The organism is Methylacidimicrobium sp. B4, from assembly GCF_017310545.1.
Lineage (GTDB): Bacteria > Verrucomicrobiota > Verrucomicrobiia > Methylacidiphilales > Methylacidiphilaceae > Methylacidimicrobium.
The window spans coordinates 815,218-840,113 of the sequence record NZ_CP066203.1; the positions used below are offsets into that span (position 1 = coordinate 815,218).

23 protein-coding genes and 1 tRNA gene are annotated in these 24,896 nt (G+C 66.2%); 9 read left to right on the forward strand and 15 right to left on the reverse strand.

From position 1 onward, the window contains the following. Window positions 1-15: 15 nt before the first annotated feature. The gene (gene katG, locus MacB4_RS03975) at window positions 16-2,202 is read right to left on the reverse strand and encodes a catalase/peroxidase HPI (protein ID WP_206864548.1); all 2,187 of its coding nucleotides are present in this window, start codon (window positions 2,200-2,202) and stop codon (window positions 16-18) included. Window positions 2,203-2,413: 211 nt separating this feature from the next. Between katG and MacB4_RS03980 the strand changes: the two genes are divergently transcribed. Next, entirely contained in the window at window positions 2,414-3,439 is a 1,026-nt protein-coding gene (locus MacB4_RS03980; protein ID WP_206864549.1) for a LysR family transcriptional regulator, read from the forward strand. Here MacB4_RS03980 and MacB4_RS03985 read toward each other — a convergent pair. From MacB4_RS03985 to MacB4_RS04005, 5 genes are all read right to left on the reverse strand, one after another. After that, window positions 3,436-4,587 carry an NAD-dependent formate dehydrogenase gene (locus MacB4_RS03985; RefSeq protein ID WP_206864550.1) on the reverse strand — a complete coding sequence of 384 codons (1,152 nt, stop codon included), beginning with the start codon at window positions 4,585-4,587 and terminating at the stop codon, window positions 3,436-3,438. The two genes, MacB4_RS03980 and MacB4_RS03985, sit on opposite strands and share 4 nt — an antisense overlap. 131 nt (window positions 4,588-4,718) lie before the next feature. Then, window positions 4,719-5,315 (reverse strand): RloB family protein, encoded by a 597-nt coding sequence (locus tag MacB4_RS03990; protein ID WP_206864551.1) that lies wholly within the window; start codon window positions 5,313-5,315, stop codon window positions 4,719-4,721. Then, window positions 5,305-6,669 (reverse strand): ATP/GTP-binding protein, encoded by a 1,365-nt coding sequence (locus MacB4_RS03995; RefSeq protein WP_206864552.1) that lies wholly within the window; start codon window positions 6,667-6,669, stop codon window positions 5,305-5,307. The genes MacB4_RS03990 and MacB4_RS03995 overlap by 11 nt, the downstream gene beginning before the upstream one ends. Before the next feature lie 355 nt (window positions 6,670-7,024). Further along, on the reverse strand, window positions 7,025-7,201 hold the full coding sequence (locus tag MacB4_RS04000; RefSeq protein ID WP_206864553.1) for a hypothetical protein: 177 nt from the start codon (window positions 7,199-7,201) through the stop codon (window positions 7,025-7,027). 162 nt (window positions 7,202-7,363) lie between these two features. Further along, window positions 7,364-8,191, reverse strand: a complete 828-nt coding sequence (locus tag MacB4_RS04005; protein WP_206864554.1) for an MOSC domain-containing protein — start codon at window positions 8,189-8,191, stop codon at window positions 7,364-7,366. A 141-nt stretch (window positions 8,192-8,332) separates the two neighbouring features. Here MacB4_RS04005 and MacB4_RS04010 point away from each other — a divergent pair, with 141 nt between their 5' ends. After that, complete coding sequence (locus MacB4_RS04010) at window positions 8,333-8,902, forward strand: thioredoxin family protein (protein WP_206864555.1); 570 nt, start codon at window positions 8,333-8,335, stop codon at window positions 8,900-8,902. Between the two features lie 81 nt (window positions 8,903-8,983). Continuing rightward, window positions 8,984-10,711: an NADPH-dependent assimilatory sulfite reductase hemoprotein subunit gene (locus MacB4_RS04015; protein ID WP_206864556.1), complete on the forward strand. Its 1,728-nt coding sequence runs from the start codon at window positions 8,984-8,986 to the stop codon at window positions 10,709-10,711. A 15-nt stretch (window positions 10,712-10,726) separates the two neighbouring features. Here the strand turns inward: MacB4_RS04015 and MacB4_RS04020 are convergent, their stop codons facing one another. From MacB4_RS04020 to MacB4_RS11370, 3 genes are read right to left on the reverse strand one after another with little or no spacing between them, the layout of a single operon-like run. Further along, window positions 10,727-11,224, reverse strand: a complete 498-nt coding sequence (locus MacB4_RS04020) for a DoxX family protein (protein ID WP_206864557.1) — start codon at window positions 11,222-11,224, stop codon at window positions 10,727-10,729. Beyond that, on the reverse strand, window positions 11,221-12,090 hold the full coding sequence (locus tag MacB4_RS04025) for a GntR family transcriptional regulator (RefSeq protein WP_370569402.1): 870 nt from the start codon (window positions 12,088-12,090) through the stop codon (window positions 11,221-11,223). The genes MacB4_RS04020 and MacB4_RS04025 overlap by 4 nt, the downstream gene beginning before the upstream one ends. Then, the gene (locus MacB4_RS11370; RefSeq protein ID WP_370569403.1) at window positions 12,062-12,172 is read right to left on the reverse strand and encodes a hypothetical protein; all 111 of its coding nucleotides are present in this window, start codon (window positions 12,170-12,172) and stop codon (window positions 12,062-12,064) included. Before MacB4_RS11370 ends, MacB4_RS04025 begins: the two co-directional genes overlap by 29 nt. A gap of 8 nt (window positions 12,173-12,180) precedes the next feature. On the opposite strand from MacB4_RS11370, the gene MacB4_RS04030 reads away from it, so the two are divergent. Next, the gene (locus tag MacB4_RS04030; RefSeq protein ID WP_242529322.1) at window positions 12,181-13,053 is read left to right on the forward strand and encodes a hypothetical protein; all 873 of its coding nucleotides are present in this window, start codon (window positions 12,181-12,183) and stop codon (window positions 13,051-13,053) included. A 9-nt stretch (window positions 13,054-13,062) separates the two neighbouring features. Then, a complete protein-coding gene (queA, locus tag MacB4_RS04035; protein WP_206864559.1) occupies window positions 13,063-14,115 on the forward strand; it encodes a tRNA preQ1(34) S-adenosylmethionine ribosyltransferase-isomerase QueA in 1,053 nt (350 codons plus the stop codon). Here queA and MacB4_RS04040 read toward each other — a convergent pair. The 3 genes from MacB4_RS04040 to MacB4_RS04050 form a co-directional block, all read right to left on the reverse strand. Continuing rightward, a complete protein-coding gene (locus tag MacB4_RS04040; protein ID WP_206864560.1) occupies window positions 14,105-16,375 on the reverse strand; it encodes an ATP-dependent RecD-like DNA helicase in 2,271 nt (756 codons plus the stop codon). The two genes, queA and MacB4_RS04040, sit on opposite strands and share 11 nt — an antisense overlap. 103 nt (window positions 16,376-16,478) lie before the next feature. Further along, on the reverse strand, window positions 16,479-17,783 hold the full coding sequence (locus MacB4_RS04045) for a phosphatidylserine/phosphatidylglycerophosphate/cardiolipin synthase family protein (protein WP_206864561.1): 1,305 nt from the start codon (window positions 17,781-17,783) through the stop codon (window positions 16,479-16,481). A 13-nt stretch (window positions 17,784-17,796) separates the two neighbouring features. Continuing rightward, entirely contained in the window at window positions 17,797-19,116 is a 1,320-nt protein-coding gene (locus MacB4_RS04050) for a phosphatidylserine/phosphatidylglycerophosphate/cardiolipin synthase family protein (RefSeq protein WP_206864562.1), read from the reverse strand. A 162-nt stretch (window positions 19,117-19,278) separates the two neighbouring features. On the opposite strand from MacB4_RS04050, the gene MacB4_RS04055 reads away from it, so the two are divergent. From MacB4_RS04055 to MacB4_RS04070, 4 genes are all read left to right on the forward strand, one after another. Further along, window positions 19,279-19,352, forward strand: a tRNA-Arg gene (locus MacB4_RS04055). Between the two features lie 176 nt (window positions 19,353-19,528). Beyond that, window positions 19,529-20,110, forward strand: coding sequence for a transcription termination/antitermination protein NusG (locus MacB4_RS04060; protein ID WP_206864563.1), 582 nt, complete (start codon window positions 19,529-19,531; stop codon window positions 20,108-20,110). Further along, window positions 20,107-20,553, forward strand: a complete 447-nt coding sequence (locus MacB4_RS04065) for a VanZ family protein (RefSeq protein WP_206864564.1) — start codon at window positions 20,107-20,109, stop codon at window positions 20,551-20,553. Before MacB4_RS04060 ends, MacB4_RS04065 begins: the two co-directional genes overlap by 4 nt. Window positions 20,554-20,677: 124 nt before the next feature. Next, window positions 20,678-21,934: a DEAD/DEAH box helicase gene (locus tag MacB4_RS04070; protein ID WP_206864565.1), complete on the forward strand. Its 1,257-nt coding sequence runs from the start codon at window positions 20,678-20,680 to the stop codon at window positions 21,932-21,934. A 15-nt stretch (window positions 21,935-21,949) separates the two neighbouring features. Here the strand turns inward: MacB4_RS04070 and MacB4_RS04075 are convergent, their stop codons facing one another. From MacB4_RS04075 to MacB4_RS04085, 3 genes are all read right to left on the reverse strand, one after another. Continuing rightward, a complete protein-coding gene (locus MacB4_RS04075; protein ID WP_242529324.1) occupies window positions 21,950-22,141 on the reverse strand; it encodes a hypothetical protein in 192 nt (63 codons plus the stop codon). Window positions 22,142-22,235: 94 nt separating this feature from the next. After that, entirely contained in the window at window positions 22,236-23,798 is a 1,563-nt protein-coding gene (locus MacB4_RS04080; RefSeq protein ID WP_206864566.1) for a zinc ribbon domain-containing protein, read from the reverse strand. After that, window positions 23,798-24,745, reverse strand: coding sequence for an IS1595 family transposase (locus MacB4_RS04085; protein WP_206864567.1), 948 nt, complete (start codon window positions 24,743-24,745; stop codon window positions 23,798-23,800). The genes MacB4_RS04080 and MacB4_RS04085 overlap by 1 nt, the downstream gene beginning before the upstream one ends. Between the last annotated feature and the right edge of the window lie 151 nt (window positions 24,746-24,896).

Here is a 24,896-nt window from a genome sequence, read left to right on the forward strand (position 1 = left end):
GTCGCCCTCGCGCCCTCAAGCCCGCGCCAGGTCGAAGCGGTCGAGGTTCATCACCTTGTTCCAGGCGGCGATGAAGTCCTCCACGAACTTCCCTTGCGCATCGGCACTCCCGTAAACCTCGGCCAGCGCGCGCAGCTCCGAGTTGGAGCCGAAGATCAGGTCGACCCGGGTGGCGGTCCACCGGAGCGCCCCGGTCTTCCGGTCCCTTCCCTCGAAGAGCTCCTCTCGCTCGTCCACGGCCTTCCACTCGGTGCCCATGTCGAGCAGATGGACGAAAAAGTCGTTGGAGAGCGCCCCCGGTCGATCCGTGAAGACCCCGTGTCGGCTCCGGCCGACGTTGGCATCCATGGCGCGCATGCCGCCAACGAGCACCGTCATCTCCGGTGCGCTGAGCATCAGGAGCTGCGCCTTGTCGACCAGAAGAGCTTCGGCGGGCACGCTGCACTCCTCCTTGCGGAAGTTCCGAAAGCCGTCGGCCCAGGGCTCGAGCACGGCGAACGACTCCACGTCGGTCTGCTCCGCCGAAGCATCGGTACGACCCGGGACGAAGGGCACGGTCACCGAGCGTCCTCCGTTCCTCGCCGCCTGCTCCACCCCAGCGCAGCCCGCGAGCACGATCAGGTCGGCCATCGACACCCTCTTGCCGCCGTCGGCTCGTGCGTTGAACTCCTCCCGGATCCCCTCGAGCCGCGCGAGCACCCTGGCGAGCTGGGAGGGCTCGTTCGCTGGCCAATCCTTCTGCGGGCTCAGGCGGATCCGGGCACCGTTGGCCCCGCCCCGCTTGTCCGAGCCGCGGAAGGTAGAGGCCGATCCCCAGGCGGTCGAGACGAGCTCCGGGACCGTCAACCCCGATGCCAGAACCTTGGCCTTGAGCGCCGCGACATCATCCGCTTCGATGAGGGGATGATCGACGGCGGGGATCGGGTCCTGCCAGAGAAGATCCTCCTTCGGAACCTCGGGGCCGAGGTAACGGGCGCGCGGGCCCATGTCCCGGTGGACGAGCTTGAACCAGGCGCGGGCGAAGGCGTCGGCAAAGAGATCCGGATGCTCGTAGTAGCTGCGTGAGATCTTCTCGTAGGCCGGGTCGAAGCGGAGCGAGAGATCGGTGGTCAGCATGGTCGGGCGGCGCTTTTTGCCGGAGTCGAACGGATCGGGCACGATCTCGGGGGCATCCTTGGCCACCCACTGCCAGGCGCCCGCAGGGCTCTTGATCAGCTCCCACTCGTACTCGAAGAGAAACCGGAAGAAATCGTTGCTCCACCGCGTCGGCGTCCTGCTCCAGACGACTTCCAAGCCGCTGCCGATCGCATCGCCTCCCTTGCCGCTGCGGAAGGTGCTGCGCCAGCCGAGGCCCTGCTCGGCGATGCCCGCCGCCTCTGGCTCGGGGCCCACGAACGAAGCGGGACCGGCTCCGTGCGCCTTGCCGAAGGTGTGGCCGCCGGCGATCAAGGCTACCGTCTCCTCGTCGTTCATCGCCATCCGGGCGAAGGTCTCGCGGATGTCGACCGCCGCCGCCACGGGGTCCGGATTGCCATTGGGGCCTTCCGGATTGACGTAGATGAGGCCCATCTGCACCGCAGCCAGAGGCCGCTCGAGGTCGCGCTTGCCCGAGTAGCGCTTGTCCTCGAGCCACTTGCCTTCCGACCCCCAGTAGATCGACTCGTCGGGCTCCCAGGAATCGACCCGCCCGCCGCCAAAGCCGAAGGTCTTGAGGCCCATCGACTCGAGCGCCACGTTGCCGGCGAGGATGATCAGGTCGGCCCAGGAGATCTTGCGCCCATGCTTCTGCTTGATTGGCCAGAGGAGCCGGCGCGCCTTGTCGAGGAGCACGTTGTCGGGCCAGCTGTTGAGCGGGGCAAAGCGCTGCTGCCCGCTCCCGGCTCCTCCCCGGCCATCGCCCACGCGATAGGTGCCCGCGCTATGCCAGGCCATCCGGATGAAGAGCGGGCCGTAATGGCCGAAGTCGGCCGGCCACCACTCCTGCGAGTCGGTCATCAGCGCATGCAGCTCCCGCTTCACCGCATCGAGGTCGAGGCTGCGGAATTCCTTCGCGTAATCGAAGTCGGGACCCATCGGGTTCGAGAGCGGCGAGTTCTGACGAAGGACCTTGAGATGGATTCGGTTGGGCCACCAGTCCTCGCTCGTCTTGACCCCGCCTGCAGCGGCGGTGTGGTGAAATGGACAGCTCGTTTCGTTCATCATTGGTGCTGGTTCCTTCCCTACGCAACTTCACGTTGCTTTTGCTAGGCTAGATTGTACTCGCGGATCCGTACAATCCATTTTTCGGGTGAATGGCCGATGCTCTGGTCATGAGTCCTTCGGCGCCCGTTCGCTCGAGCAAGCTGCGGATTGGGCAGCCCGCCCTCCTTCGAGGCTTTCGGTTGCCTTGGCAAAGGGAGAGGGGAGAGATACGATGTCATCTTCCGTGGACACCATCCCCGATTCGCATGGCCGGGACGGGCGCGGCCCGGGCGCGGGCTCCGGTGGGGAAGCCTCCGACCTCCCCGATCTCCAACCGAGCCACCTCGTGACCTTCGCGCTGGTGGCCGAGCTCGGCAGCGTAAGCCTGGCCGCCCGGCGCCTCCATGTCGTTCAAGCGGCGGTCTCGGCACAGCTGCGCCGCCTGCGGGAGGCGGTCGGAGATCCCCTCTGCCATTTCGAGCAGGGCCATGTCCATCTCACCCCCGCTGGGGAGGAGCTCCGGAAGCATGCCCTCCGCGTGGCCGAAGGGGTCGCCGCCGCCCGAGAATTCGCCTGGAGGCTGCAAAAGCGGATCGAAGGCCGGCTCCGGATCGCCCTGACCGTCACGATCGGGAGCTACTACCTCCCCTGCCCTTTGGTCGCTTTTCAGGATCGCTATCCGGGCATCCGGGTCGAGATCGAGACCGGATCCTCCCGAGAGATCGTCGGGCGTGCAGAGGATTTTGACCTCGTCTTCGTCGAGGAGCCGCTGGAGGGGCGCCCTCCGCCCGATTACGTCCGCAAGCCTTGGATCGAGGAAGAGATTCTGCTCGTGACCCCTCGGGAGAGCCGCCTCGCGCGCGACTTTCCCAAGGGGGTGGCGCTCGGTCACCTGCCAGGGGAGAAGGTTCTCTGGCGGGAAGCCGATTCCGGTGTCCGCCGAGCGGTCGAGAGAGCCTTCAGCGCGCTGCGGATCGCGCCTCCGGGCCATGTCGAGCTGCCGAGTGCTCAGGGAGTCATCGAGGCCGCCCGGGCCGGGCTCGGGATCGGCTTCATTGCGACCAGCGTGCTGCCGGAGGAGGATCCCGGGCTAGCCGCGCTGCGGATCAACCCTCCCGAGGGGCTCTGGTGGAGCCTCGCCATCCTCGCCCCCCCTCTGGCGCAACGCTCCGCCGGCGCCGCCGCGTTCCTGGCCCTGCTCGAGCAAAGCCCCGGCAGGATGGTCCGCGGCGGCATCCCGGCTCCGAAAGGCGGCTAGACGCTGTACGAGTGGGCACCCACGCCGGCCAGCCTGCCCCCTTCGACGATCAAGTACTCCTTGCGGATCGGCTTGCCCGCGAACCAGCACTCGAGGATCTCCCGGACTCCCGCCGCATAGCGCGCCTGGGCCGAGAGGGTCGTTCCCGAGATGTGGGGAGTCATCCCCTCATGGGGCATCGTCCTCCAGGGATGATCCTTGGGAGCCGGCTGCGGGAACCAGACATCCCCGGCATAGCCGGCGAGCTGGCCACTTTCCAGGGCCCGGACGATCGCGTCCCGGTCACAGATCTTCGCGCGGGCCGTGTTCACCAGGTAAGTACCCCGCTTCATCTTGGCCAAGAGCGCCTCATTGAAGAGATGCTCGGTCTCGGGATGGAGGGGACAGTTGATCGTGACGACATCGCAGTGCGGGACCATCGAGGCCGAGTCGGGATGGTAGGTGAGGCCCAGCTCCGCCTCGACCTCCGAAGGCAGGCGATGCCGATCGGTGTAATGGAGGCCGACATCGAACGGCTTGAGCCGCCGCAAGACGGCAAGGCCGATCCGGCCCGCCGCCACGGTTCCTACTTGCATCCCTTCGAGGTCGTAGGCCCGCTCCACGCAGTCGGCGATGTTCCACCCTCCCCGCCGCGCCCAGTCATGGGAGGGGAGATAGTTTCGGACGAGGGAGAGGATCATCATGACCACATGCTCGGCCACGCTGATGCTGTTGCAGTAGGTCACCTCCGCCACCGTGATGTTCCGCTCGGTCGCCGCTTTCAGGTCGACATGATCCGATCCGATGCCGGCGGTGATCGCCAGCTTGAGCTTCGGCGCCTTGGCGATCCGCTCGCGGGTCAGGTAGGCCGGCCAGAAGGGCTGCGAAATCACCACGTCGCTATCCGGCAGCTCCTGCTCGAAGCGCGACTTCGGACCTTCCTTGTCGGAGATCACGACGAGGGTGTGTCCCCGCTCCTCGAGAAAGCGCCGCAGGCCCAGCTCCCCGGAAACGCTGCCCAGGAGCTCGCCGGGCCGAAAGTCGATTCGCTCGGGATTGGGGACCGTCTGCCCATCCGGGTAGCGCTCGATCACCGGGATCGAATCCCGGGCATAGGAAGGGGGATATCCCTTCACCGGATCATCGTAGAGAACGCACAGGATCTTCATCTTCTTTTTTCCTCTTCATCATCATTTCGCAGAAAAGGCCGCTCTCCCATCCGGGACGACCTCTTATCAAACGTAAGCGCTTAAACGGTGATGATGGAAATAATCCTTTCTTATGATCCGATCGCGTTTCGTTATGTGGCAAGGGGCGGCAGGAGCTTTTCGACGAGCAGGTAGACGGTTGAGCCAGGGATCCGGGGCCAGTCTGTGCAGGGCGGAGAATTCCGCTTCTTCGCCCGGTTGACCGCGTCGCGGATTTGTTCTTCGCTGAACGCCGAGGCGCGGATTCCTTTGTCGTAGCCGGGAAGATGCTTTTTTAGTCGCCGCAGGCAATCCTTAGCCTCTCCGTCCTCGAAGTGGAGCAGGAGCCAATACTCAAAGTTGGGATTGCTGAGGGCGACACAGTAATGACAAGCCTCTTTGGTCCATTGAAACAGCGGAGCCAACTCTTCATCGCTCCGCTGATCGTGATCGACCACCAGCCACGCTTCGTCGGAGTCCTGCAATGCTTCTTTCCGTAGATGATTGCTCATCCGCTCCAGCACCTGAGCTGGCGAGCTTCGGCGACCGGGTGGGAGCAGCTTCAGATAATACTCCAGTTGCCGATTCCTAAAGAGGGCGAGGGAGAAATAGTCCGGCTCGGTCTTGGCCCCTTCCGTGGCAATGACATAAAGCTTGCGGTAGCGCCGTTTTCCCTGGGGTGGGCGGAAGCTGCGCCTCTTAGAGCCCATCCTTCCCTTTCTCTTCTCCTTCCTGCTCCGCGGAGAGAGAACGGCTCGCCAAAGCTCCGCACCAGAGGATCCGGGGGATCCCTCCCAATCGCCCCTGGAGGTAGCTCTTGCGGATGTCCTTGTCATACCGGACATCCTCATACTCGCTGAAGGAGAAAAGGTCCGAGGCTCCGGAGCCGTCTCTCTCGGTCACCCAGATCTCATCGCGACGGAGGAGCTCCTGATCCATGAGCAGCAGGTCATGGGTCGTCAGGAGGAGCTGCGCCCGGCTCTGGGTCGAGCAGCTGCCCAGATAGGCTTCGAGCAGCCTCCGGGTAAGCAAGGGATGCAAGCTCCGGTCGAGCTCATCGATCACAAAGACCCTCCGGGAGCCTTCGCCCGAGAGATCCAGAAATGCCGGCAAAAGGTCGACGACCCGCTGCGATCCGGCCGACTCCTCCATCAGCTTGAACTTCACCTCGTTGCCATCCGCCCTGGGATGGTAGGTGACCAATCTCTTGGCCACGAACTTGCCCCCTTCGAAGCTCACCAGGGTGCGATCCGGCAATCGAACCGTCTCCCCCCCTTTCGCTTTTTCTTCTACCATCCGCTTGAATTCAGGGGCCATTGGATAGCTTTGGAACTCTTCCTCCTCCCATTCCAGGCGGGCGATCCCCGTGTCGAGCCGCGATAGCCACTCCTCCAGGATCGACAAGCGGGGATCCTCTCCGTCGAAGTACTTGCCCCATCCCGTAAACCCGGTTTCGGGTCCAACGAGGGTCAGCTGCTTGGCGAACCAGTCATAGACTGGCCGGAAATGCTCCACCTTCTGGGAGACGGAGTTGGTGAGGAAGAGCTGGTTGTCCCGAGTTCCCCGAAATGCGAAGTCGAGGAAGCGATCTTTCTCTTTTTCCTTTAGCGTTAGCGGCGGGTAAAAGTCGATCTTCCTATCCCGCCGGTCGTAGAGGACCGTCTCCGTCGTTGCACCAATCTTGACGAGCTTCTCCTCCAGCACCTTGTCGCTGGTCACCGCAAAGCTCAGCTCATAGATCGTTTCGTCGATCAGAAGCTCGAAGCAAAAGCGCGACGGTTGCCTTTCCTGGTTGGGATCGAGGCGAAACGGCTCCACGGGAATCTCTTGGTCCGGTCGTGTGCCTTCCACCACTAACCGCTCGGCAAAGCGGAGAGCTTCGAAGAAGTTGCTCTTTCCCGATGCATTGCCCCCGTAGAGCACCGCAATCGGGAGAACCCTTGTCCGGTACTTCGTCAGTTTTGGAACCCGTTCTCCATGCTGGCGTTCCCGGCTGGCAACCATCGAAAGCGTCGCCTGGTTGCGGAAGGACTTCCAGTTCTCCACCGAAAACTTTACGATCATGGCTCACCCATTTTCCGCACGAATCGCCTCGCTTGGTGAGACAATATAGCTGTATTTCGGAGAAAACCTATCCTGGAACGAGACAATTTCTCATAACAGGCGGATTCGCGGATCCGGGGCGAAGCAAGGGCATTGTCCTTGCAGCCGTCGATTGCACTGGAGCCTCAACGAGGCGTCCAACGAGGAAGAGGGAAGAGAAAAACCTCGCCGGGAAGGCTTACGCTTCCCGAGCGAGAAGAGCGGAGGACCTCTGGTGCTCAGCGCGAGCGGTGCGGGATCCGGGTCCCCGTTCGATCCAGGGAGCGCGTGGGCCGGCTTGCCCAGCCCACGCTCAAGCAATCTAGAATCACTCCGATCAGGAACAGTCGCAGTCCTTGTGCTTGTGGACCGCGCACTCCTTCTTCTTCGCGCACTGATCGGCGCAGGAGCACGCGGGCTTCTTCTTGGCCAGGTAGGCCGACTCAGCGTGCAGCGGCGTTCCGACGGCGAACAGGAATAGAGAGAAGACAGGAAGCAACAGCAATTTTTTCATGATGCCCGCTCTTAGCAAGCAGGGGCATTTGTGGGCAAGCGGTTTTTTTGGTGCACGGGGTGCATCCGCGCCTAGACAGCCAGAAGACCCGGAACGGGAACGGGCCAGGGGCCGACAACCGGGAATCCGGTGGCCCCTGATTTTTGGTTCAGGCCTTCTGGCTCAGCTCTCCTCCAGCTGAACCGGAGCGCCCCTCCAGACCCAGCCTTCGGAGAGGACCTTCGCGTAGACCCCGACCTCGGCGTGGTTGTGGCGCGCCGCCGTCCGGAGAATGCCCGGATCTTGGGGAAGATCCCCCTGCGGAAGGGTCGTCATGACACAGCGACCGCAGCCCATCGTGATCTCCAGCCGAAGCGAGTCGCCGATCCGGAGCCGCTTCCCGACCCACCCATTCTCGACGAAGCCACGCTCCCCCTCCGGCAGGGCGATCACGAAGTTGGGCCGGAACCGGCGCGCCTCGAAAAGGCCCTCGGGATAGAGCTCCCGCAGCGTTCGGAGGGTGGCGGTCGTGACGAGATGGATCGGGGCTGCGTCGAAGAAGGTCCCCGGGGGCATCTTCTCGTCGGTCGTCGCCTCGCGGTGGGCGAGCCCTTCGATATCGGGCCAGTACTCCTCGAGGCTGACCGTGTCCAGGGCGGAGGAGAGCAAGGAGACCTTCCGGCCGAAGAGAGCGCCCAGCGGCTCGGCCGCCGACGGATCATCGCTCCGCCGCCACTCCCCTCCCGGAAGCTGGAAGCGGACGACCGGCTCCTTCGACTCCTCCGGGGAGCGAACCCAGGAAACCGGCAGGCTGAAGATCTTGCCCCACTTCGCCGGATACTTGGCGCTGACGATCTTTCCGGTTTCGGCGTCCCGGAAGGCGAAGTGGCGGTCGCCGACCACTCCCTGCGAGCCCACTCGGACCGCGGTGAGCTCCTCACCTCCCATCGACTTGACGGGATAGCGGCGAAGAGAGATGACCTCGCCCTCTTTTTTTCCTTCGGTGCTCATCGGATGCTCCCCTTGATTGCCCCCATTGCCATCCTGGCAACAAGGCTATCCCCAAGACGGAAAGGCCGGCAAGGAAAACCGCCTTCGGGAATCGATTCGAAAAAGGTTTGTCCGCCTGGGCTCGCCTCCTACAATTTCCCCATGGCCGCCACATCCTTGATGACCCCGCTGGGAACCCAAGCCCCTCCCTTCTCGCTTCCGGACCCTTCCGGGAAGCGGGTCTCGCTTTCCGACTTCGCCGGAGCTCCGGCGCTGCTCGTGATCTTCCTTTGCAACCACTGCCCCTATGTGAAACATCTGCAACATCATCTCGCGAAGCTGATCGCCGACTATCAGCGCCGAGGGCTTGCGGCGGTGGGGATCAGCGCCAACGATCCGGTCCGCTACCCCGATGACTCGCCCGAGCGGATGGCCGAGGTCGCCAAGGAGGTCGGCTACACCTTCCCCTACCTCTTCGACGAAACCCAGGCGGTCGCCAAGGCCTATCGGGCGGCCTGCACTCCGGATTTCTTCCTCTTCGATCGGGATCAGCGCCTGGCCTACCGCGGCCAGTACGATGCGAGCCGGCCAGGGCATCCAATGCCCGTCACAGGGGCCGACCTCCGGGCGGCCATCGATGCGGTCCTCGCGGGGAAGCCGGCTCCCGCCGAGCAGCGACCGAGCATCGGCTGTAGCATCAAATGGAAGACCGGCAACGAACCTGAGTATTGAGGCAGCGCCCCGGAAGCCCGGAACTTCCAAAGCCGCGGTTTCTTGTTGCATTATATACTAACTCTATGGAGTAATGTACATATGTCCTCAAGCCCGGTCGAACAGATCAAGGAAGAGAGCCGCCAACTACGCGGGACCCTCGCCGCAGGGCTCCGCGACGCCACTTCCCCCCACTTCTCTGATACCGATGCGCAGATTCTCAAGTTTCACGGCAGCTACCAGCAGGACGATCGGGACCGGAGGGCCGAGCGGCGGAAGGCGGGCCTCGACAAGGACTGGATCTTCATGATCCGGACCAAGACCCCGGGCGGACGGCTGAGCGCCGCGCAGTACCTTGCGCTCGATCGGCTGGCAGAGACGGTCGGCAATGGCACCCTGCGGATCACGACCCGTCAGGGGATCCAGCTCCACGGTGTTCGGAAGCTCGACCTTCGCCGAGCCGTCGCGGAGATCATCTCCTCGGGGATCCTCACCTGGGGCGCTTGCGGCGACGTGGTGCGGAACACCCTGGCCACGCCCGTTCCGGCCGCGGGTTCGATCCACCGGGAGCTCCAGGAGCTCGCCGCGGAGCTCAGCCAGATCTTCCTTTCCCGCAGCCGAGCCTACAGCGAGGTCTGGATCGACGGGGAGCCGCTCCCGCTCGGAGACGGCGGCCCCGCGGAGGATGAGCCGATCTACGGAGCGACCTATCTTCCCCGGAAGTTCAAGATCGCGATCGCCCTTCCCCCGCGCAACGACGTGGATGTCTTCTCCAACGACCTCGGCCTCGTCGCCCACGCGAGCGGCCAAGAAGTGGAGGGCTATACGCTCCTGGTCGGCGGCGGCCATGGGATGACGCACGGCCTCCGCCAGACGCAGCCCCACCTGGCCGAAGCCCTCTTCTACGTTCCCAAGGAGCGGGTGCGGGAAGCGGCGGTCGCGGTGGTCACCGCCCAGCGGGACTACGGGAACCGGGAAGACCGGAAGCGCTCCCGGCTCAAGTATCTTCTGCTCGATCGGGGGATCGACTGGCTGCGCCAAGAGGTCGCCTCGCGCCTCTCCTTCGCTCCGGAGCCGCCCCGCCCGTTTTCCTTTACCACGGTCGCCGATCCCCTGGGCTGGCACGAGCAGGGAGACGGCAAGCTCTTTCTCGGGCTCTTCGTTCAGAACGGCCGCATCCTCGACCGGGAAGAAGGGCCGCGGCTCCGCCAGGCACTCCGGCAGGCCGCGATCGATCTGGGCCTCCCCATCCGGCTGACGGCCAACGGAAACCTCTTTCTGGCCGATGTCGGGCGGGAGCGAAAGGCTCAGCTCGAGGAGCTTTTCGCCAAGCACGGAGTCTCCACCGCTCCCCCAAGGACGGCGACGCGCGCCATCTGCCATGCCTGCGTCGCCCTGCCGACCTGCGGGCTTGCGCTCGCGGAGAGCGAGCGGGTCTTTCCCTCCATGATGGAGCAGATCGATCGGAGCCTGGAGGAGCTTGGCTTGCGGGAGGAGCCCATCCTGATCCGGATGAGTGGTTGCCCCAACGGCTGCTCCCGGCCCTACAACGCCGACCTCTCCTTCGTCGGCCGCTCTCCGGGCAAATATGCCTTCTATGCGGGCGGGAGCGTCGCCGGAGACCGCCTCGCCGGCCTGGAAAGACGGAGTGTCGGCTTCGAGGAGATTCCCGAGCTGGTCCGCAGCTACCTGGCGGCCTTCGCCCGAGATCGTCTCCCCGAGGAGAGCTTCAGCCAGTACTGGGCCCGGACCCGACCGCGCGGCCCTCTGCCCTCCCCCGACCAGTTCCACGAGGAAGCGGCGGCGGCAAAGCCGGGAACGCCGGCCTGATCCGCAGCGGCGGGCTCAGGCAGAAACGCCCGGCTTCTTGGACCGGAAGAGCCGTCCGTCCAGGCCCCAAGAACGGCCCGCGTCGGCGCATCCGAGCACCAGGAAAAGGATCAGGAGCAAAAGATCCAGGTTTCGCTGGCAGAGGCCCATCCAGAAATTGGCCAGGAAGTAGTTGCCCGTCAGGAAGGCGCCGGCGAAGGACGCAAAGCGGGTCAGGAGACCGATCCCGAGCGAGAGGCCGATCAGGAGCTCTCCCCAAGCCACCAGGGAGGCGAAGAGCCGCGCGTGGGGAATCCCCACGTGGTAGAGAAAGGAGCGATACCAGGACAGAGGATTCTTCTCGGCGAACTCCAGGAGCCGCCGCGGCAACGACTGCTGCCAGCGCTCGGAAAGGGCGGGAATCGGCAGCCCGGCTGCGCGTTCGCCCCAGCTCAGCTTGTGAATCCCGCTCTCCAAGAAGAGGAGGCCGACCGCGATCCGCACTACCGCCATCCAGCGGCCCGCAACCGTCATCCCTCCCTGCCCCCTCCGCCCCCCTCGGGTCCGCCCTGGCTCCCACTGCCTCTCTCGTGCATCTGCGGAAAGACGGGGGCAAAGCTCCGCAGCGGCATCCCCACCGGCACCACCCCCCCCTCGTGCCGGCTCGCCCTTTCGAGCTCCACCTCGTAGGCGACCCGGTCGGAACGATAGTAGCGCTTCTGGAAGTAGATCGGCTTGTTCCCCGTTGTATAGGTAAGGCGGCTGATCCGGAGCACGGGCTGGTGCGCTCCGATCCCCAGGGCCTTGGCCACCTCGGGCTCGGCTTCGACCGCCTCGATCCGGTAGTGCCCGCGCAGGACCGGGATCCCGTGCTCGGCTCCGAGGATCCGGTAGATCGTCTCCTCCGTCAGATCCCGCCCTTCGAGCCTTCGGCCATACTCGGTCGGCAACCAGGTCTGATCGAGCGCGATCGGCTGCCCATCCCCCAGCCGCAATCGATCGAGCCGGATGCAGGCTGCCCCTTCTGCGAGACCCAGGCAGCTGGCGATCGGGGCGCTGGCCCCCTCCCGGCCGTGAAAGAGGATGCGCGAGCTCGGCTTGAGCCCGGCCTGCACCATGTCCTCCGCAAAGTCGGTCAGCCGGACCAGCCCTTGTCGGAGCCGGCCCTTCGCCGCGAAAGATCCCACTCCCTGCCGCCGAAAGACCAAGCCGTCGGCCTCGAGCGTCTGGAGGGCTCGCCGCACGGTGATCCGGCTCACCCGGAACCGCTCCTGGAGCTCCTTTTCCGAAGGGAGCCGGTCCCCGTGTGCGTAGCAGCGCGATTCAATCTGATCGCGCAGCCAGAGGGTCACCTCCTCGTGGCGCGGGAGCCTACGCCCCGCCGCGGGCCCTCGCCGCACCCGCTTCTTCTCCTTGGCCGACGCCCTCCTGGCCATCCTTCTCATCCTGCCGCCCCCATTTCCAGACCGCAAATCTTGACATTCCTGGATGTGATTACAATATTTTTCGTCATGACGGCGGCGGCAAAACCCTTATCCCTCCTCAGTCTTTCCCTTATCTCCCTTCTCCTGGGCATTCTCCTATCCTTCGGGGGACGGGCGACCGCGCAGGAAGAGGAGGAGCTCTTTACCCAAAAGGAGGTCGAGACGGAAGCCCGCCGTTACATTGACCAGAAGAGTCAAGAGCACCAGGGCGTCTTCCTCTTCCAGGATCCCGTCGAAAACCAAGCCATTCCCCTCCTCTTCGATCGGATCCGCCTCGTCCGGACGATCGCGGGCTACGGCTACTTCGCGGCGGTCGACTTCCGGGAAAAGGGGTTCGAGCCGCCGAAGCCCTATGAGCTCGACTTCTGGTTCAAGCCGCGTGGCAAGAAGCTGATCCTCATGGATATCCGGATTCACAAGGTTCCACGGAAGGAGGGGAGCGAGTGGGTGCTGGTGAGCCGCCTTCCGGTCCCCTGGTGGTGGTTGCCAGTGAGCGAGCATCCCGGCCACACCGAGTACAAGCGGGCCTGGGAGGTCAAGGCCGCCATCCACGAGTACCTCGCCGACAAGATTCGCGAAGGGGGCGGGGTCCTCCGGATCAAGGACGAGAAGACCGGAGAGGAGATCCCCTTGGAGTTCGTAGAGATCCACAACCCGGTCCGCCGCATTCCCGACAAGGACTACTTCGCCTGCACCGACTTCCGGGAGAAGGGCGAGCCCGAAAAGATCTACGACATCGACTTCTGGCTTGCGGAAAAGGACGGCAAGCTGGTCGTCGACCAGGTGAAGATCCACAAGGCTCCCGAAAAGGAGGACGGCCGCTGGATCCAGGTCGAGCGGTACTCCTTCGAAGCGGACAAGCCCGTGATCGTGCCTTAGGCTCCCGGCATGTCCGAGGAACGCTCCGCTGCGACGCCCGCCGATCGTCTGGTTCCGGAGCTCGCCGCGTTCTCCTTCGATCTCCCCGAGGAGCGGATTGCGCTCTTCCCCACGCCCGACCGGGCCGATGCGAGGCTGATGCTCGTCGATCGCCAGAGCGGCGCGATCGCCCACCACCGTATCCGCGATCTCCCTGGGCTCCTCGCCCCAGGCGACCTGCTGGTGCTCAACGATTCCCGCGTGATTCCGGCCTTCCTTCCCTGCGCGGAGCCCCCTCTCTCCCTCCTCCTCCTGGAGGAGCGGGAGCCCCTTCTCTGGAAGGCACTCGCCGAACCCGCCCGAAGAGCCCCTCTCGGACGGTCGCTCCTCTTCGTCGCCGATCCCGGAAGGCCCGGGGAAAAGCGGCTGGAAGCGGAAGTGGTCGGGGTCGGCCCCCGCGGAGAGCGCCTCCTGCGCTTCGCGCAGCCCTTTTCGCTCGAGCGGTTCGGCCGCCCGCCCCTCCCCCCCTATATCCGCAAGCGGCGTTCGGGCTCCTCCCCGCCCCCGCTCTCCGACCGGGAACGCTACCAGACGGTTTTCGCCCGCAGCCCGGGATCGGTGGCCGCCCCGACCGCGGGCCTCCACTTCACCCCGGAGCTCCTCGCCCACCTTCCCCACGTGTTCGTCACCCTCCACGTGGGCCCCGGAACCTTTCGCCCGATCGGTCCCGAGGAGTGGCAGGCCGGACGCCTCCACCCGGAACGCTTCGCCATCCCCGCGGGGCTCGAGGAAGTGGTGCAGAATGCCCGCCGGCTCGTGGCCGTCGGCACGACGGTCGCCCGCGTTCTCGAGAGCGTCCCCGACCTCCGGCCGCGGAGCGGGACGACCGACCTCTTCCTCCGCCCCCCCTGCGCCTTTCGTCGCACGGGATCTCTCCTCACCAACTTCCACCTCCCCCGGTCGAGCCTCTTCCTGCTCGTCTGCGCCTTTGCCGGCCTCGACCTGATCCAGGAGGCCTACCGGGAGGCCGTCGCGGACGGCTACCGCTTCTACAGCTACGGCGACGCGATGCTCATTCTTTGACCAGCGAGGAGGTCTCCCGAAGCCCGCACGCCTTCCGGAGCCGCGGCAGCAGCCGGGAAAAACGGCGCTCGATCCGGTCGTTCTGGATCGCCGCGGCCAGCGCCCGCCATTGCCCGACCAGGACGGCCAGCCGCCTGGCGCGGGTCAGGGCCGTGTAGACGAGGTTTCGCTGGAGCAGCAGGTACTGCTGCATCGCCAGCGGCACGACCACGGCGGGAAATTCCGACCCCTGGGACTTGTGGATCGTAACCGCGTAGGCGGGGGCGAGATCATCGAGCTCGCCAAACTCGTAGCCGACCTCCCGCCCCTCGAAGCGGACCCGCACCAGCTGCTCCTCCGCATCGATCCCCACGACCTCGCCGATGTCGCCGTTGAAGACCTCCTTCTGGTAGTTGTTCTTGGTCTGGAGGACCTTGTCGCGGCGACGGAAGCGCCAGCCGAAGCGCTCGATCTCTCCCTCGCCGGGTCGCAGCGGGTTGAGCTCCTCCTGGAGCCGGGCATTGAGCGCGAAAACGCCCAGGCTGCCCCGATTCATCGGGCAGAGCACCTGGATGTCACGCAGCGGATCAAGCCCGAACTTCTTCGGAATCCGGCTCCTCACCATCTCCACCACAACCTCGGCGATCCGCTCGGGCTCCTCCCGCAACACGAAATAGAAGTCCGACTCCTCTCCGTGCGATCGCTCCGGCAAAAGCCCCTGCCGCATCCGGTGCGCGGTGGCGATGATCCGGCTCCCCGCCGCCTGCCGGAAGACCTCGGTGAGCTCGGCCACCGGGACCACCCCGCTCCCGATCAGGTCGCGGAGCACCATTCCCGGCCCCACCGAGGGGAGCTGGTCGGCATCGCCCACGACGAGCAGGCCGGCCTCCCGGGGAAGCGCCCGGAGAAGGTGCGCAAAGAGGGGGATGTCGACCATCGAGCACTCGTCGACCACGAGCAGATCGCACTCGAGAGGCCGGTGTTCGTCTCGAGCAAAGCGTCCCGTCCCCGGCTGGACCTCGAGCAGCCGGTGAATCGTCTTGGCCTCCCTTCCCGTCGCTTCCGCCAGCCGCTTGGCCGCCCGCCCCGTCGGCGCACAGAGGAGGAGGCGCACGCCCTTGGCCGCCAAAATCAGGAGGAGGGTACGCAAGAAGGTCGTCTTTCCGACCCCGGGACCCCCGGTCACCACGAGCATCCGGCTCTCCCGCGCCCGCTGGAGCGCCGCCTGCTGGCTCGCCGAAAGAGCCTTCCCGGTCCGCTCCTGCGCCCAGGCGAGAGCCTTGGTCCAGTCGATCGGGGGATAGCCGGGCGGCGCGGAAAGCAGGGAGGCGATCCGCTCGGCGATCCGCTGCTCGGCCCGCTGGAGATACGGGAGAAAGGCCCAGGTCTCCCCCTCTCTCTCCTCGAGGACCAGCTCCCCCTGCGCCGCCGATCGCCCGAGCGCCTCCCGCAACCGCGCCTCCGGGAGCTCGAGCAGCTTCTCCGCCCCTTCGAGCAGGAGCGGGAGGGGCAGCGCGCAGTGGCCCGATTCGGTCGCCTCCAGGAGAAGGTGGGCGAGCCCGGCACAGGCGCGGTCGAGCGAATCGCTGGCGATGCCGACCCGCTGAGCGATCTGGTCCGCAGTCTGAAAGCCGATCCCCGGGATCTCCCGGGCGAGCCGGTAGGGCTGGGCGCGGACGGTCTCCACGGCCTCGGGGCCGTAGGTCTTGTAGATCCGCAGCGCCCGGCTCGTTCCCACCCCGTGGGAGTGGAGGAAGAGCATGATCTCCCGGACCGCCTTCTGCTCGTTCCAGGCCTCCTTGATCCTCCCTCTCCGCGTCGGGCCGATGCCGTCGACCTCCTCGAGGCGGGCCGACTCCTTCTCGATGATCTCGAGGATCTTCTCCCCGAACCGCTCGACGAGCTTCTTGGCGTAGACGGGGCCGATCCCCTTGACCATCCCGCTCCCCAAGTATCGTTCGATCCCTTCCACGGTGGTCGGCGGGCTCGTTCGGAGCGACTCGGCCCGGAACTGGAGCCCATGCTCCCGCTCCCGCACCCAGCGGCCCCGAGCCGTGACCCACTCCCCGGCCGCGACCGAGGGAAGCGAGCCGACCACGGGAACCAGGTCCCTCCGGCCCGCCACCTTCACCTTGAGCACGCAGAACCCGGTCTCCTCGCTGAAGAAGGTGACGCGCTCGATCAGGCCGGAGAGGCTTTCGGGGGACGGAAGGGAAGCGGCCACGGGACTCCTGCCGGAAAAGCTTGTGGCCGATCCTTTCGAAAACCAACCCTTTTTCATGCAGCCGCCTCCCGGTCACCCGCATCGTGGTCGCAACCGTGGCATCCCGGGTGATGCGGCTCTTCCATGCGGAGCCCGCGGCCGATCGCGGATCGGCGGACGATCACATCAGGAACCGCCAGAACGAGGCGAAGAACTCGTTCGCCCGCTCCCGGAAGCTCCGGTGGCGCCAGGCGCCGAGCGTGATCTCCCGCGACCGGGCGATGTTCTGCTCGATGATGGCGCGGGCGGCTGCGGCGGTCTTCCCGCCGAAGACGATCGCATCGACCTCGTCGTTGTAGACCACGCTTCTCCGATCCATGTTCGAGGATCCGACCGCGGTCCAGGCCCCGTCGATCGTCGCAAACTTCGCGTGGAGCACGGCTCCCTCCACCTCCCAGATCTTCACTCCGGCTTCGAGCAGCTGTCCGTAGTCGGCCCGTCCCGCCGCGCGCACCTCCCGGTCGTAGACCGGCGAGGGCAAAACCAGCCGGACGGCGACGCCCCTCCGGGCCGCCCGGGCGAGCTCCTCGATCTCCTGCCGGGTGGGCACGAAAAAGCCGGTGGAGAGATCGACGCTTTGGCGCGCGATGTGGACCGCTTCGAGGAAGCTCCCATAGTAGAGCGCCTCGCCCCGTCCCGGCCCGCTTCCGATCACCCGGACCCGTTCGCTCCCCGCCTCCTTCGGATTGGGGAAATCGGTTCTCTGCTCCACGATCGGCCCGTGTTGGCTCGACCAGGTCGCAAAGAAGAGGCGCTCGAGCTCGGTCGCCGCCGGCCCCTCGATCCGGGCGGCGATATCGCTCCAGTAGGCGTGGCGAAAATCGCCCCGCGCGGCCGCCCGGGGATCGGAGTGGTTCTCGTAGACCCGGGCAAGGTTCACCCCCCCGACGAAGCCGACCTTCCCGTCGACCACCAGGATCTTCCGGTGGTCGCGATCGTTCGCCTTGGTCATCTCGAGCATCGTCTCCGGCGTGAGCGGGTGGAAGACGAGGATCCGCGCCCCCGCCCGGCGCAGCCGGTCCAGAAACGCGCGGCTGGTCCGATAGGAGCCGTAGCCATCCAGGATGATGTTCACCGCCACGCCCGCGTGGAGCTTTTCCCGCAAAAGGCGGCCCAGGCTTCTCCCCCCGGCATGGACATCCTCGAAGATGTAGTATTCGAGGTTGATGTGGTCTTGGGCCCCCTCCATCGCCGCGAACATCGCCTCGAAGGCTCGCATCCCGTCAGGAAGGAGGGTGACTCGGTTCCCCGGCGCGACCGGCATCGTGTACAAGGCCGCATCGGCGGCCAGGTTCTGCGCAAGCGCATCCCCGGGCGGATCGCCCCCGAGGTCGATCGTAGGCGTCCGGGCACAGCCGGCCACCGCCAGGAGGACGAGGGCGAGGACCGCCAAGCGAAGACCCGTGTTCCCTTTGGTCCGGCTCATCGTGCTGGCCATGCTACAGAAGGACGCGCCAGAATGAAGCGAAGAGCTCGCCCACCCGCTCGAGGAAGGCGCGCCGACGCCAATCCCGAAGGGTGATCTCCCGGCATCGGGAGATTTCGTCTTCCAGGATCGCCCCGGCCGCCGACGCGGTCTTCCTCCCCCGGACGATCGCATCGACTTCCTGATTGAAACGGATGCTCCGCTCGTCGAGGTTCGACGATCCGACGGCCGTCCAAGCTCCGTCGATCCGGGCGAGCTTGGCGTGGAGCACCTCCCCGGGCATCTCCCAAATCCGCACCCCCGCTCGCAAGAGCTCGCCATAATCGGCGCTCCCGGCGATCTCGATCACCGGATGGTAGAGGGCCGAAGGCAGGACGAGCCGCACGGCCACGCCCCTCCGGGCCGCCCGAACGAGCTCCTCGACCAGTTGAGGAGCAGGCACAAAGGAGCCGGTACAGAGGTCGACCCTCCGCCGAGCCGCATGGATCTCTTCCAAAAGCGCCGTGTAGAAGAGCGCTCGGCTCCCCTTGGGCCCGCTTCCCATCACGCGCACCCGTTCCGCTCCCACCGGCGCGATCTGCGGAAAATAGGCCTTCGGCTCGACCGGCGGCCCCTTCTGGCTTGACCAGGTTGCAAAGAAGAGCCGCTGGAGATCCGCCACCGCAGGACCTTCGATCCGTGCCACCAGATCGTTCCAGAGCACATGATGAAAATCCCGTCGCTGGACGGCTCCAGGCTCCGCATGGTTCTGGTAGACGGGGTAGAGGTTGATCCCGCCCACGAAGCCCACCTTGCCGTCGACGACCAGGATCTTCCGGTGGTCGCGCTCGTTGAGCGCGTCGATCCGCAGGATCGCCCCGCCGCTCACCGGATGAAAGATGAGGACTCTCGCCCCTTCCTCTCGCAAGCGCTCCAGAAGAGCGTGGTCGGTCTTGTGGGAGCCGTAGCCATCCAGGATCAGGTTCACCGCGACACCCGAGCGGAGCTTCCCGGTCAGGAGATCTTCGAGGCTCCGTCCCCGGACCGAGAGATTCTCCAGGATGTAGAACTCGAGGTTGATGTGGTCTCGGGCCCCCTCCATCGCCGCGAAGAGGGTCTCCAGCCACTCGGGTCCCTTCGCCAGGAGCAGCACCCGGTTCCCCACGGTCTCCGGGACCGCTCCGCCGCCGGCGGCTCCCTGCCGCGGGAGCGGATCGCCCGGAGGATCCTCGCCGAGAGGAATCCTCGGTACGCCCGCGCAGCCCGCCAGGACCAACAGGAACAAACCAAGACCCGCCCAGCCGTCGTGCCTCCTCCGGTGCGTCGCTCCCATACCGCAAAGCGACGGGATCATTCGGCCCCGCGCCGAGGGGAGCAAGTGATTTCTGCTCCCGCTCCGGTTTCCGAAGGCTCCCTCCCGCACGCGAGCCTTGTTCCCGCCGCCGGCTTCCCCTAAGCTTTCAGCAGGATGCGGGCGAGCTCGGTCGCCTCCGCAAGGCCTCGCCTCCGAAGCCACGGTCCCGTAGCTCAGCAGGACAGAGCAGCGCTTTCCTAAAGCGTTGGTCGGCCGTTCGAATCGGCCCGGGACCAGCCTGTTCATCCTGGAGCGGCAACAAGGCCCTTGACGCATCCGGGGCTCCGCCCAGGGTCGACGCCCTTCGCTTTCTTGACGGATCGCACTCTTTTGGCTAGTCCTTGCTACCCCAAGAGAGGGAGGGGAAGCCCACCTCCTCGAACGGCCGCCACAGCGGCACGAGAAGAAGACCATGTTTCCTCCGGGCGAGCGATTGTGGTTCTGTTTGCGTGCGCAGCCGAAGCGCGAGCGCATCGCCCAGGAATCGCTCCTCCGGCTCGACGGGGTGGAGGCCCTCCTTCCCTTGATCCGCTATGGCCGCTTGCGTCAGGGCAAGCGCGTCTGCACGACCGAGCCGCTCTTTCCCGGCTACCTCTTCGCCCGCTTCGAGCCGCTGGTGCACCTCAACGCGGTCCGCTATGCCCAAGGGGTTGCGAAGATCGTCCAGTTCGGAGGCCGGTATCCCCACATCCCTAGCTCCGCGGCCGATCATCTCCGCGAGATCCTGGGTCCCGAGAACCTCCTGACCCTCGAATGCCGGATCGAGCCGGGCATGGAGGTCAAGATCGGGGCGGGACCGTTCAGCGGCATCGGCGCCGTCGTCCGGGAATACCTTCCCGGCAAGGAACGCGTCCGCATCCTCCTCGACTGGCTCGGCCGGCAGCTCGAAACCGAAATCCCCGCCGCAGTCGTGGTCCTTCCCGATTCCCGGCTTCCGCGCATGCTGGCGATGGGAGCGCCGGAGCCTCCCAAGAAGGAGAATCCCGCCTCGTGAGCCTCCCCTCCCCGCAGCGGAAGGCTGCGCACCGGCGCCGCCTCCGCTGGATCGCCTTTGCGGCCTATGCCCTTCTCCTGCTTGCCCTTTCCAGCATCCCAGGGCGGAGCTTGCCGCAGGAGCTGAGCCGGGTGAACGACAAGCTGCTCCACGGCATCGCCTATTCGGGAGCCGGCCTGCTCGCCCGTCTCGCCACCGGAAGCACGCCCGCGGCTACCGCCGCCGTCGCGGCCCTGGGTGCCATCGACGAGAACTACCAGCGGCTCATTCCGGGACGGACCCCCGATCCGCGCGACTGGGCCGCCGACCTGGTCGGTGGATTCCTGGGCGCCCTCCTCGCAGCCGCTGGTACTCGATACCGGAGCCGGAGGCCCCCGCCGCGTTCGGCTTCGCCCGCCCGTGCCGACCTGTCGAAAGAAGAGGAAATCCGGGAAGAAGGATAGGTTTTCCCTCCTCCTATTTTCCCTCCCGAACCCCGCTCCGCCTGGCTCGAGACGCCCCGTCCCTTCGTCCTTCCAAAAAGAAAACGTGCATTGGCGTCCGCTCCACCCTATCTTTGGCAGCTTTATGTCGTTTCGTAACCTCGTTCTCTGTTCTCCCATTCTCGAAGCCATCCGCGAAGCCGGATACACGGAGCCGACCCCGATCCAAACGGCGGCGATTCCACCGATCCTGGCGGGCCACGACCTCATCGGCATCGCACAGACCGGCACCGGCAAGACCGCGGCTTTCGCCTGGCCCATCCTGACCAAGCTTTCCGAGCAGGCGACGCCAGCGGGCCGTCGGGCACCACAGGCCCTCATCCTCGCGCCGACTCGGGAGCTGGCCGCCCAGATCCAGGAGAACCTCCGCACCTACGGAAAGCACCTTCCCCTGCGGGTCGCCTCGATCTACGGCGGTGTCCGCGAGCGGCCGCAGATCGAGGCGCTCCGCTCGGGCGTCGACATCCTGGTCGCCTGCCCGGGTCGGCTCCTCGATCTCCATGGGCAAGGCTACGGCGATCTTTCGGCGATCCGGTATCTCGTCCTCGACGAGGCCGACCGGATGCTCGACATGGGCTTCCTGCCCGCCATCCGGCAGATTCTCCGGAAGCTGCCGCGGGAACGCCAGACGCTCCTCTTTTCGGCTACCCTCTGCCCCGAGATCGAAGTACTGACCCGAGAGTTCCTCCGCTCCCCCAAGTCGGTCGAGATCGGCCGCCGAGCAAACCCGGCCGAGACGGTCACCCAGTTCGTCTACGAGGTTGCCCCCCACCTCAAGACGGCCCTCCTCCTCCATCTCCTCCAGGATCCAAAGCTCGACATGGTCTTGGCCTTTGCCCGGACCAAGCACCGGGCCGACCGCTTGGCCCGCCAGCTCGAACGGAGCGGGGTCAAGACGGCCACCCTCCACTCCAACCGCTCCCAGAGCCAGCGGATGCGGGCTCTCCGGGATTTCAAGGCGGGGGCCGCCCGCGTGCTCGTGGCGACCGACATCGCTGCCCGCGGGATCGACGTCGACGGGATCTCGCACGTAATCAATTTCGACCTTCCCCAGAACCCCGAGGACTACGTCCACCGGATTGGCCGGACCGGCCGTGCCCAGGCGATCGGCGATGCGATCAGCTTCGTGTCGCCAGAGGAGCGAGGCCCGCTCCGCTCGCTCGAGCGCTTTCTCGGCCGCGGCATCCCCCGCAAGCGGGCCGAGGGCTTCAACCACGACCTCCCCGCACCCGAGCCCTCCGACGCCGGAGAAGCGCCGGCCCGTCCCGTGCGCCCGATCCAACCGCGCCGCGCTCCCCGCTCCTGGAGCAGAGCTCCCCGGGCCCGCCGTTCCCCAGTGTGACCGGCCTTGGGGGAGCTAGCGCCCCGCAGGGTTCCGCTCGCTCTTGTCCTGGAGAACGACCTTCTCCTTGCGGATGATCTCGCGGAATGCCTCGCTCGCCTCGGTCCAGTCGAGCAGGTCGACCTTCCACGGCAGATCCGATTCCGAGAAGGCTTCCGCAAGCTCTGCCATCCGGGCCATTCCGATCGGCCCTTCGCCCAGGATCACCAGGTCCAGGTCGGAGCAGGCCCGGGACGAGCGCTTGGCTCGCGAGCCGAAGGCCCAGACCGTACATTCCGGGAGAGGGTACTATCGCGTTGACTCAGGCAGCCACAAGGGCTGGAGTATCGGGCGATTTCATGGACGCCTCGCGGCGTTCGGATGACCTCACCACGGTCGACGGCACTCCACCGAAGTAGGGATTGGTGGATCGTGGGTCGGCGGGGGCACCCCGGCTCCCGGTTCTGCCCAGGCCCAGCGCCCGGACAGGTCGCTCCCCGAACTCGCGCACGAGCTCGGCAAGGACCGCAGCCTTCCCCTGGAAGAGCCAACCATTGGGGCGCGCACGGCGCGCTTCGATGTTGGCCGCCGCATTGAGGTCGGCGTGCATGTGGTGACCGCACCAAAGGCAGACGAAGGTCTTCTGGTCGCGGCGGTTCCGCTTGTCCACATAGCCGCAACTCGAACATGCCTGAGAGGTGTATGCGGCGTTGACCTCGGCGGAGGGGATTCCGAACCGCTCCTCCAGGTCGCGCAACTTCTCCTGGACGATCGAGCGTCCGCAGTTGCGCAGGATCGCGTTGAGCCGCCTTGAGAGGTCGGAGTGGCGGAAGTCGAGCCGCTCCAGCACCAACTCCTTGGGCTTGCCCTGCTCGACAAGGCGGTTGAGCACGCGGCCAACCTCGGTGCGAAGGAAGCCGCGCACATCCTCCACTAGCGCCCGATACCGCTGGCTCTCCCGCGGCCTGCGTCCGGCACGCTGCTGGCTGGCCGCGATCAAGGCAAGCAGCGCGTCGTACCGCTTGAGCCGCTTGAGCCAGCCCTGGCCGAGCAGCCGGCCATCGGATGTGGCCAAGAGCGTGGACAGCCCAAAATCAAGCGCCAGCGCGCCGTGGCCGTCGTAGGCGGCGCGGCTTTTGGCGCAGACCTCGCCCATGTCGGTCACCACGCCGAAGCTCAGGCGACCCTCGCGCTCGTTCACCTGGATGCCGTTGGTCACGCGGCCAGGGCGCTTGGCATGGTAGTCGTAGGTGAGCAGCGGGATGGCGATCTTGCGCCCCTTCTCGAGCGTGGAGAGGCTCACCCACCAGCCGACCCTGCCGCGCTGCGTCGCCTGGATGGGGCGGGCGATGCTCCCCGCGCGGTGGTCGAGGCGCATGGAGATGCGCGAGAGGTCCGGGCGGCGATGCCGCGCCATGCAGTGGCGCATCATGGCGCGCGCCAGCCGTCGCACGGAGACCGGAATCACCTCGCCCGTCTCTCTCCTCGCCACCTCGCCGCGCCAGAACCACGCGCCCAGGCCGTTGATGGCGTGGAGCATCTGCTTGGTGGCGCGTGGCAGCGTGCTGTGGTTGACCAGGTCTCGAAACTCATTGGCCCGGTTGCGGATCCAGCCCTGGAGCTGCCCGACGACCTGCCAGCGGGCCATCTGGACGCGGTTGGCCGCGCCGATGACGGCAGCGAAGGTGACCTTGTCCACGTCGTGGTTCTTCTCCAAGCGGCCCGTCTCGAAGAAGAGCCGCCACTCTTCCCGGCCCAGCAGCACCGCGCCCCGGCGGTAGGCTCTGAGCAGCGCGCGCACGGCCGCCTCTTTGCTGGCCGTCAGGTTCGACGGCAGCAGGTCGGTCCGATGGACGGGCGGATGCTCGGGCTTGGTGCGGGCCATCAGGCGGTTCCCGTGAGAAAGCGGTAAGGCAGCGTGCGCCCAACGCCGCCCCGGACCAGCATCGCCATGCGCTCCCGGCAGGCGTCGGCCTTGCGGTTCCAGCGGAAGGCGGCTTCGCCAGCGTAGCGTCCGAGATGCTTGGGCGAGACGAAATGGAAGACGCCGACCACCGCGCGTCCCAGGAACCCGTTGAAGGATTCGACGCGGTGGCGGGTCGCGGAGTCGGTGCGGGCGTACTCCCGTTGGCTCTGGTTGACGGATAAGTGGGTGCGTTCCGCGCCCAGGTGCCTGTAGGCCGGGAGACCATCGGTCATCGCCCGCGCATCGGCGGAGAGCACGCCGTCCAGAGCCTGGGCGACGGGGGCCTTGCCGTGGGTTGGAATGACCTTGGTTGCCACCTCGCCGCCACGCTCTGCGGCGACCAGCAGCAGCGGACGTTTGGTGCCGCGCCCCTCGGGGTTGGGCGGAGGCGGGTCGCAGTCGTCGTCCGCGCGTTCCGGCTTGGCGCGCTTGCGCGGCGTCGCTTCGGCATGGGTCTTGTCGATCTCGGCGAGGTTGGACAGCAATGGGCTATCCTCGGCCATCATGGCACGGATGCGGTGGCGGAGGTACCACGCCGTCTGGTAGGATACGCCCAGGATCTCCGAGAGCTTCACGGCGGAGATGCCCTTGCTCGACGTGACGATCTGGTAGATGGCCTGCGCCCAGGTGAGCATCGGCAGGTGGGTGCGGTGCATCGGCGTGCCAGCGGTGACCGAGAACTGCCGGTAGCACGCGGTGCATTGCCAGCGGCGGATCGTCCGCAGCCAGCAGGCGTGGTTGACGCATCCGCACACCGGGCAGATCGGGCCGTCCGGCCAGCGGGCGCGCTCAAACCACGCCCGCGCGGCGTCCTCGTCCGGGAAGAGATCGTGGAAGGCGCGGAGCGTGAGGGCGGTGCTGATCATGATCAAAATCTAGGGATGGTGGCGGTCTGCGTCAAGCTGATAGGCCCGCCGGGAGATACCGCTGCAGGAGGGAGCGAACGATCCGCCACTCCGCAGGAGAGACGGCGATCGGAAACTCCGCCTCGTCCTGGCTCATCGAAGCCTCCTCTTC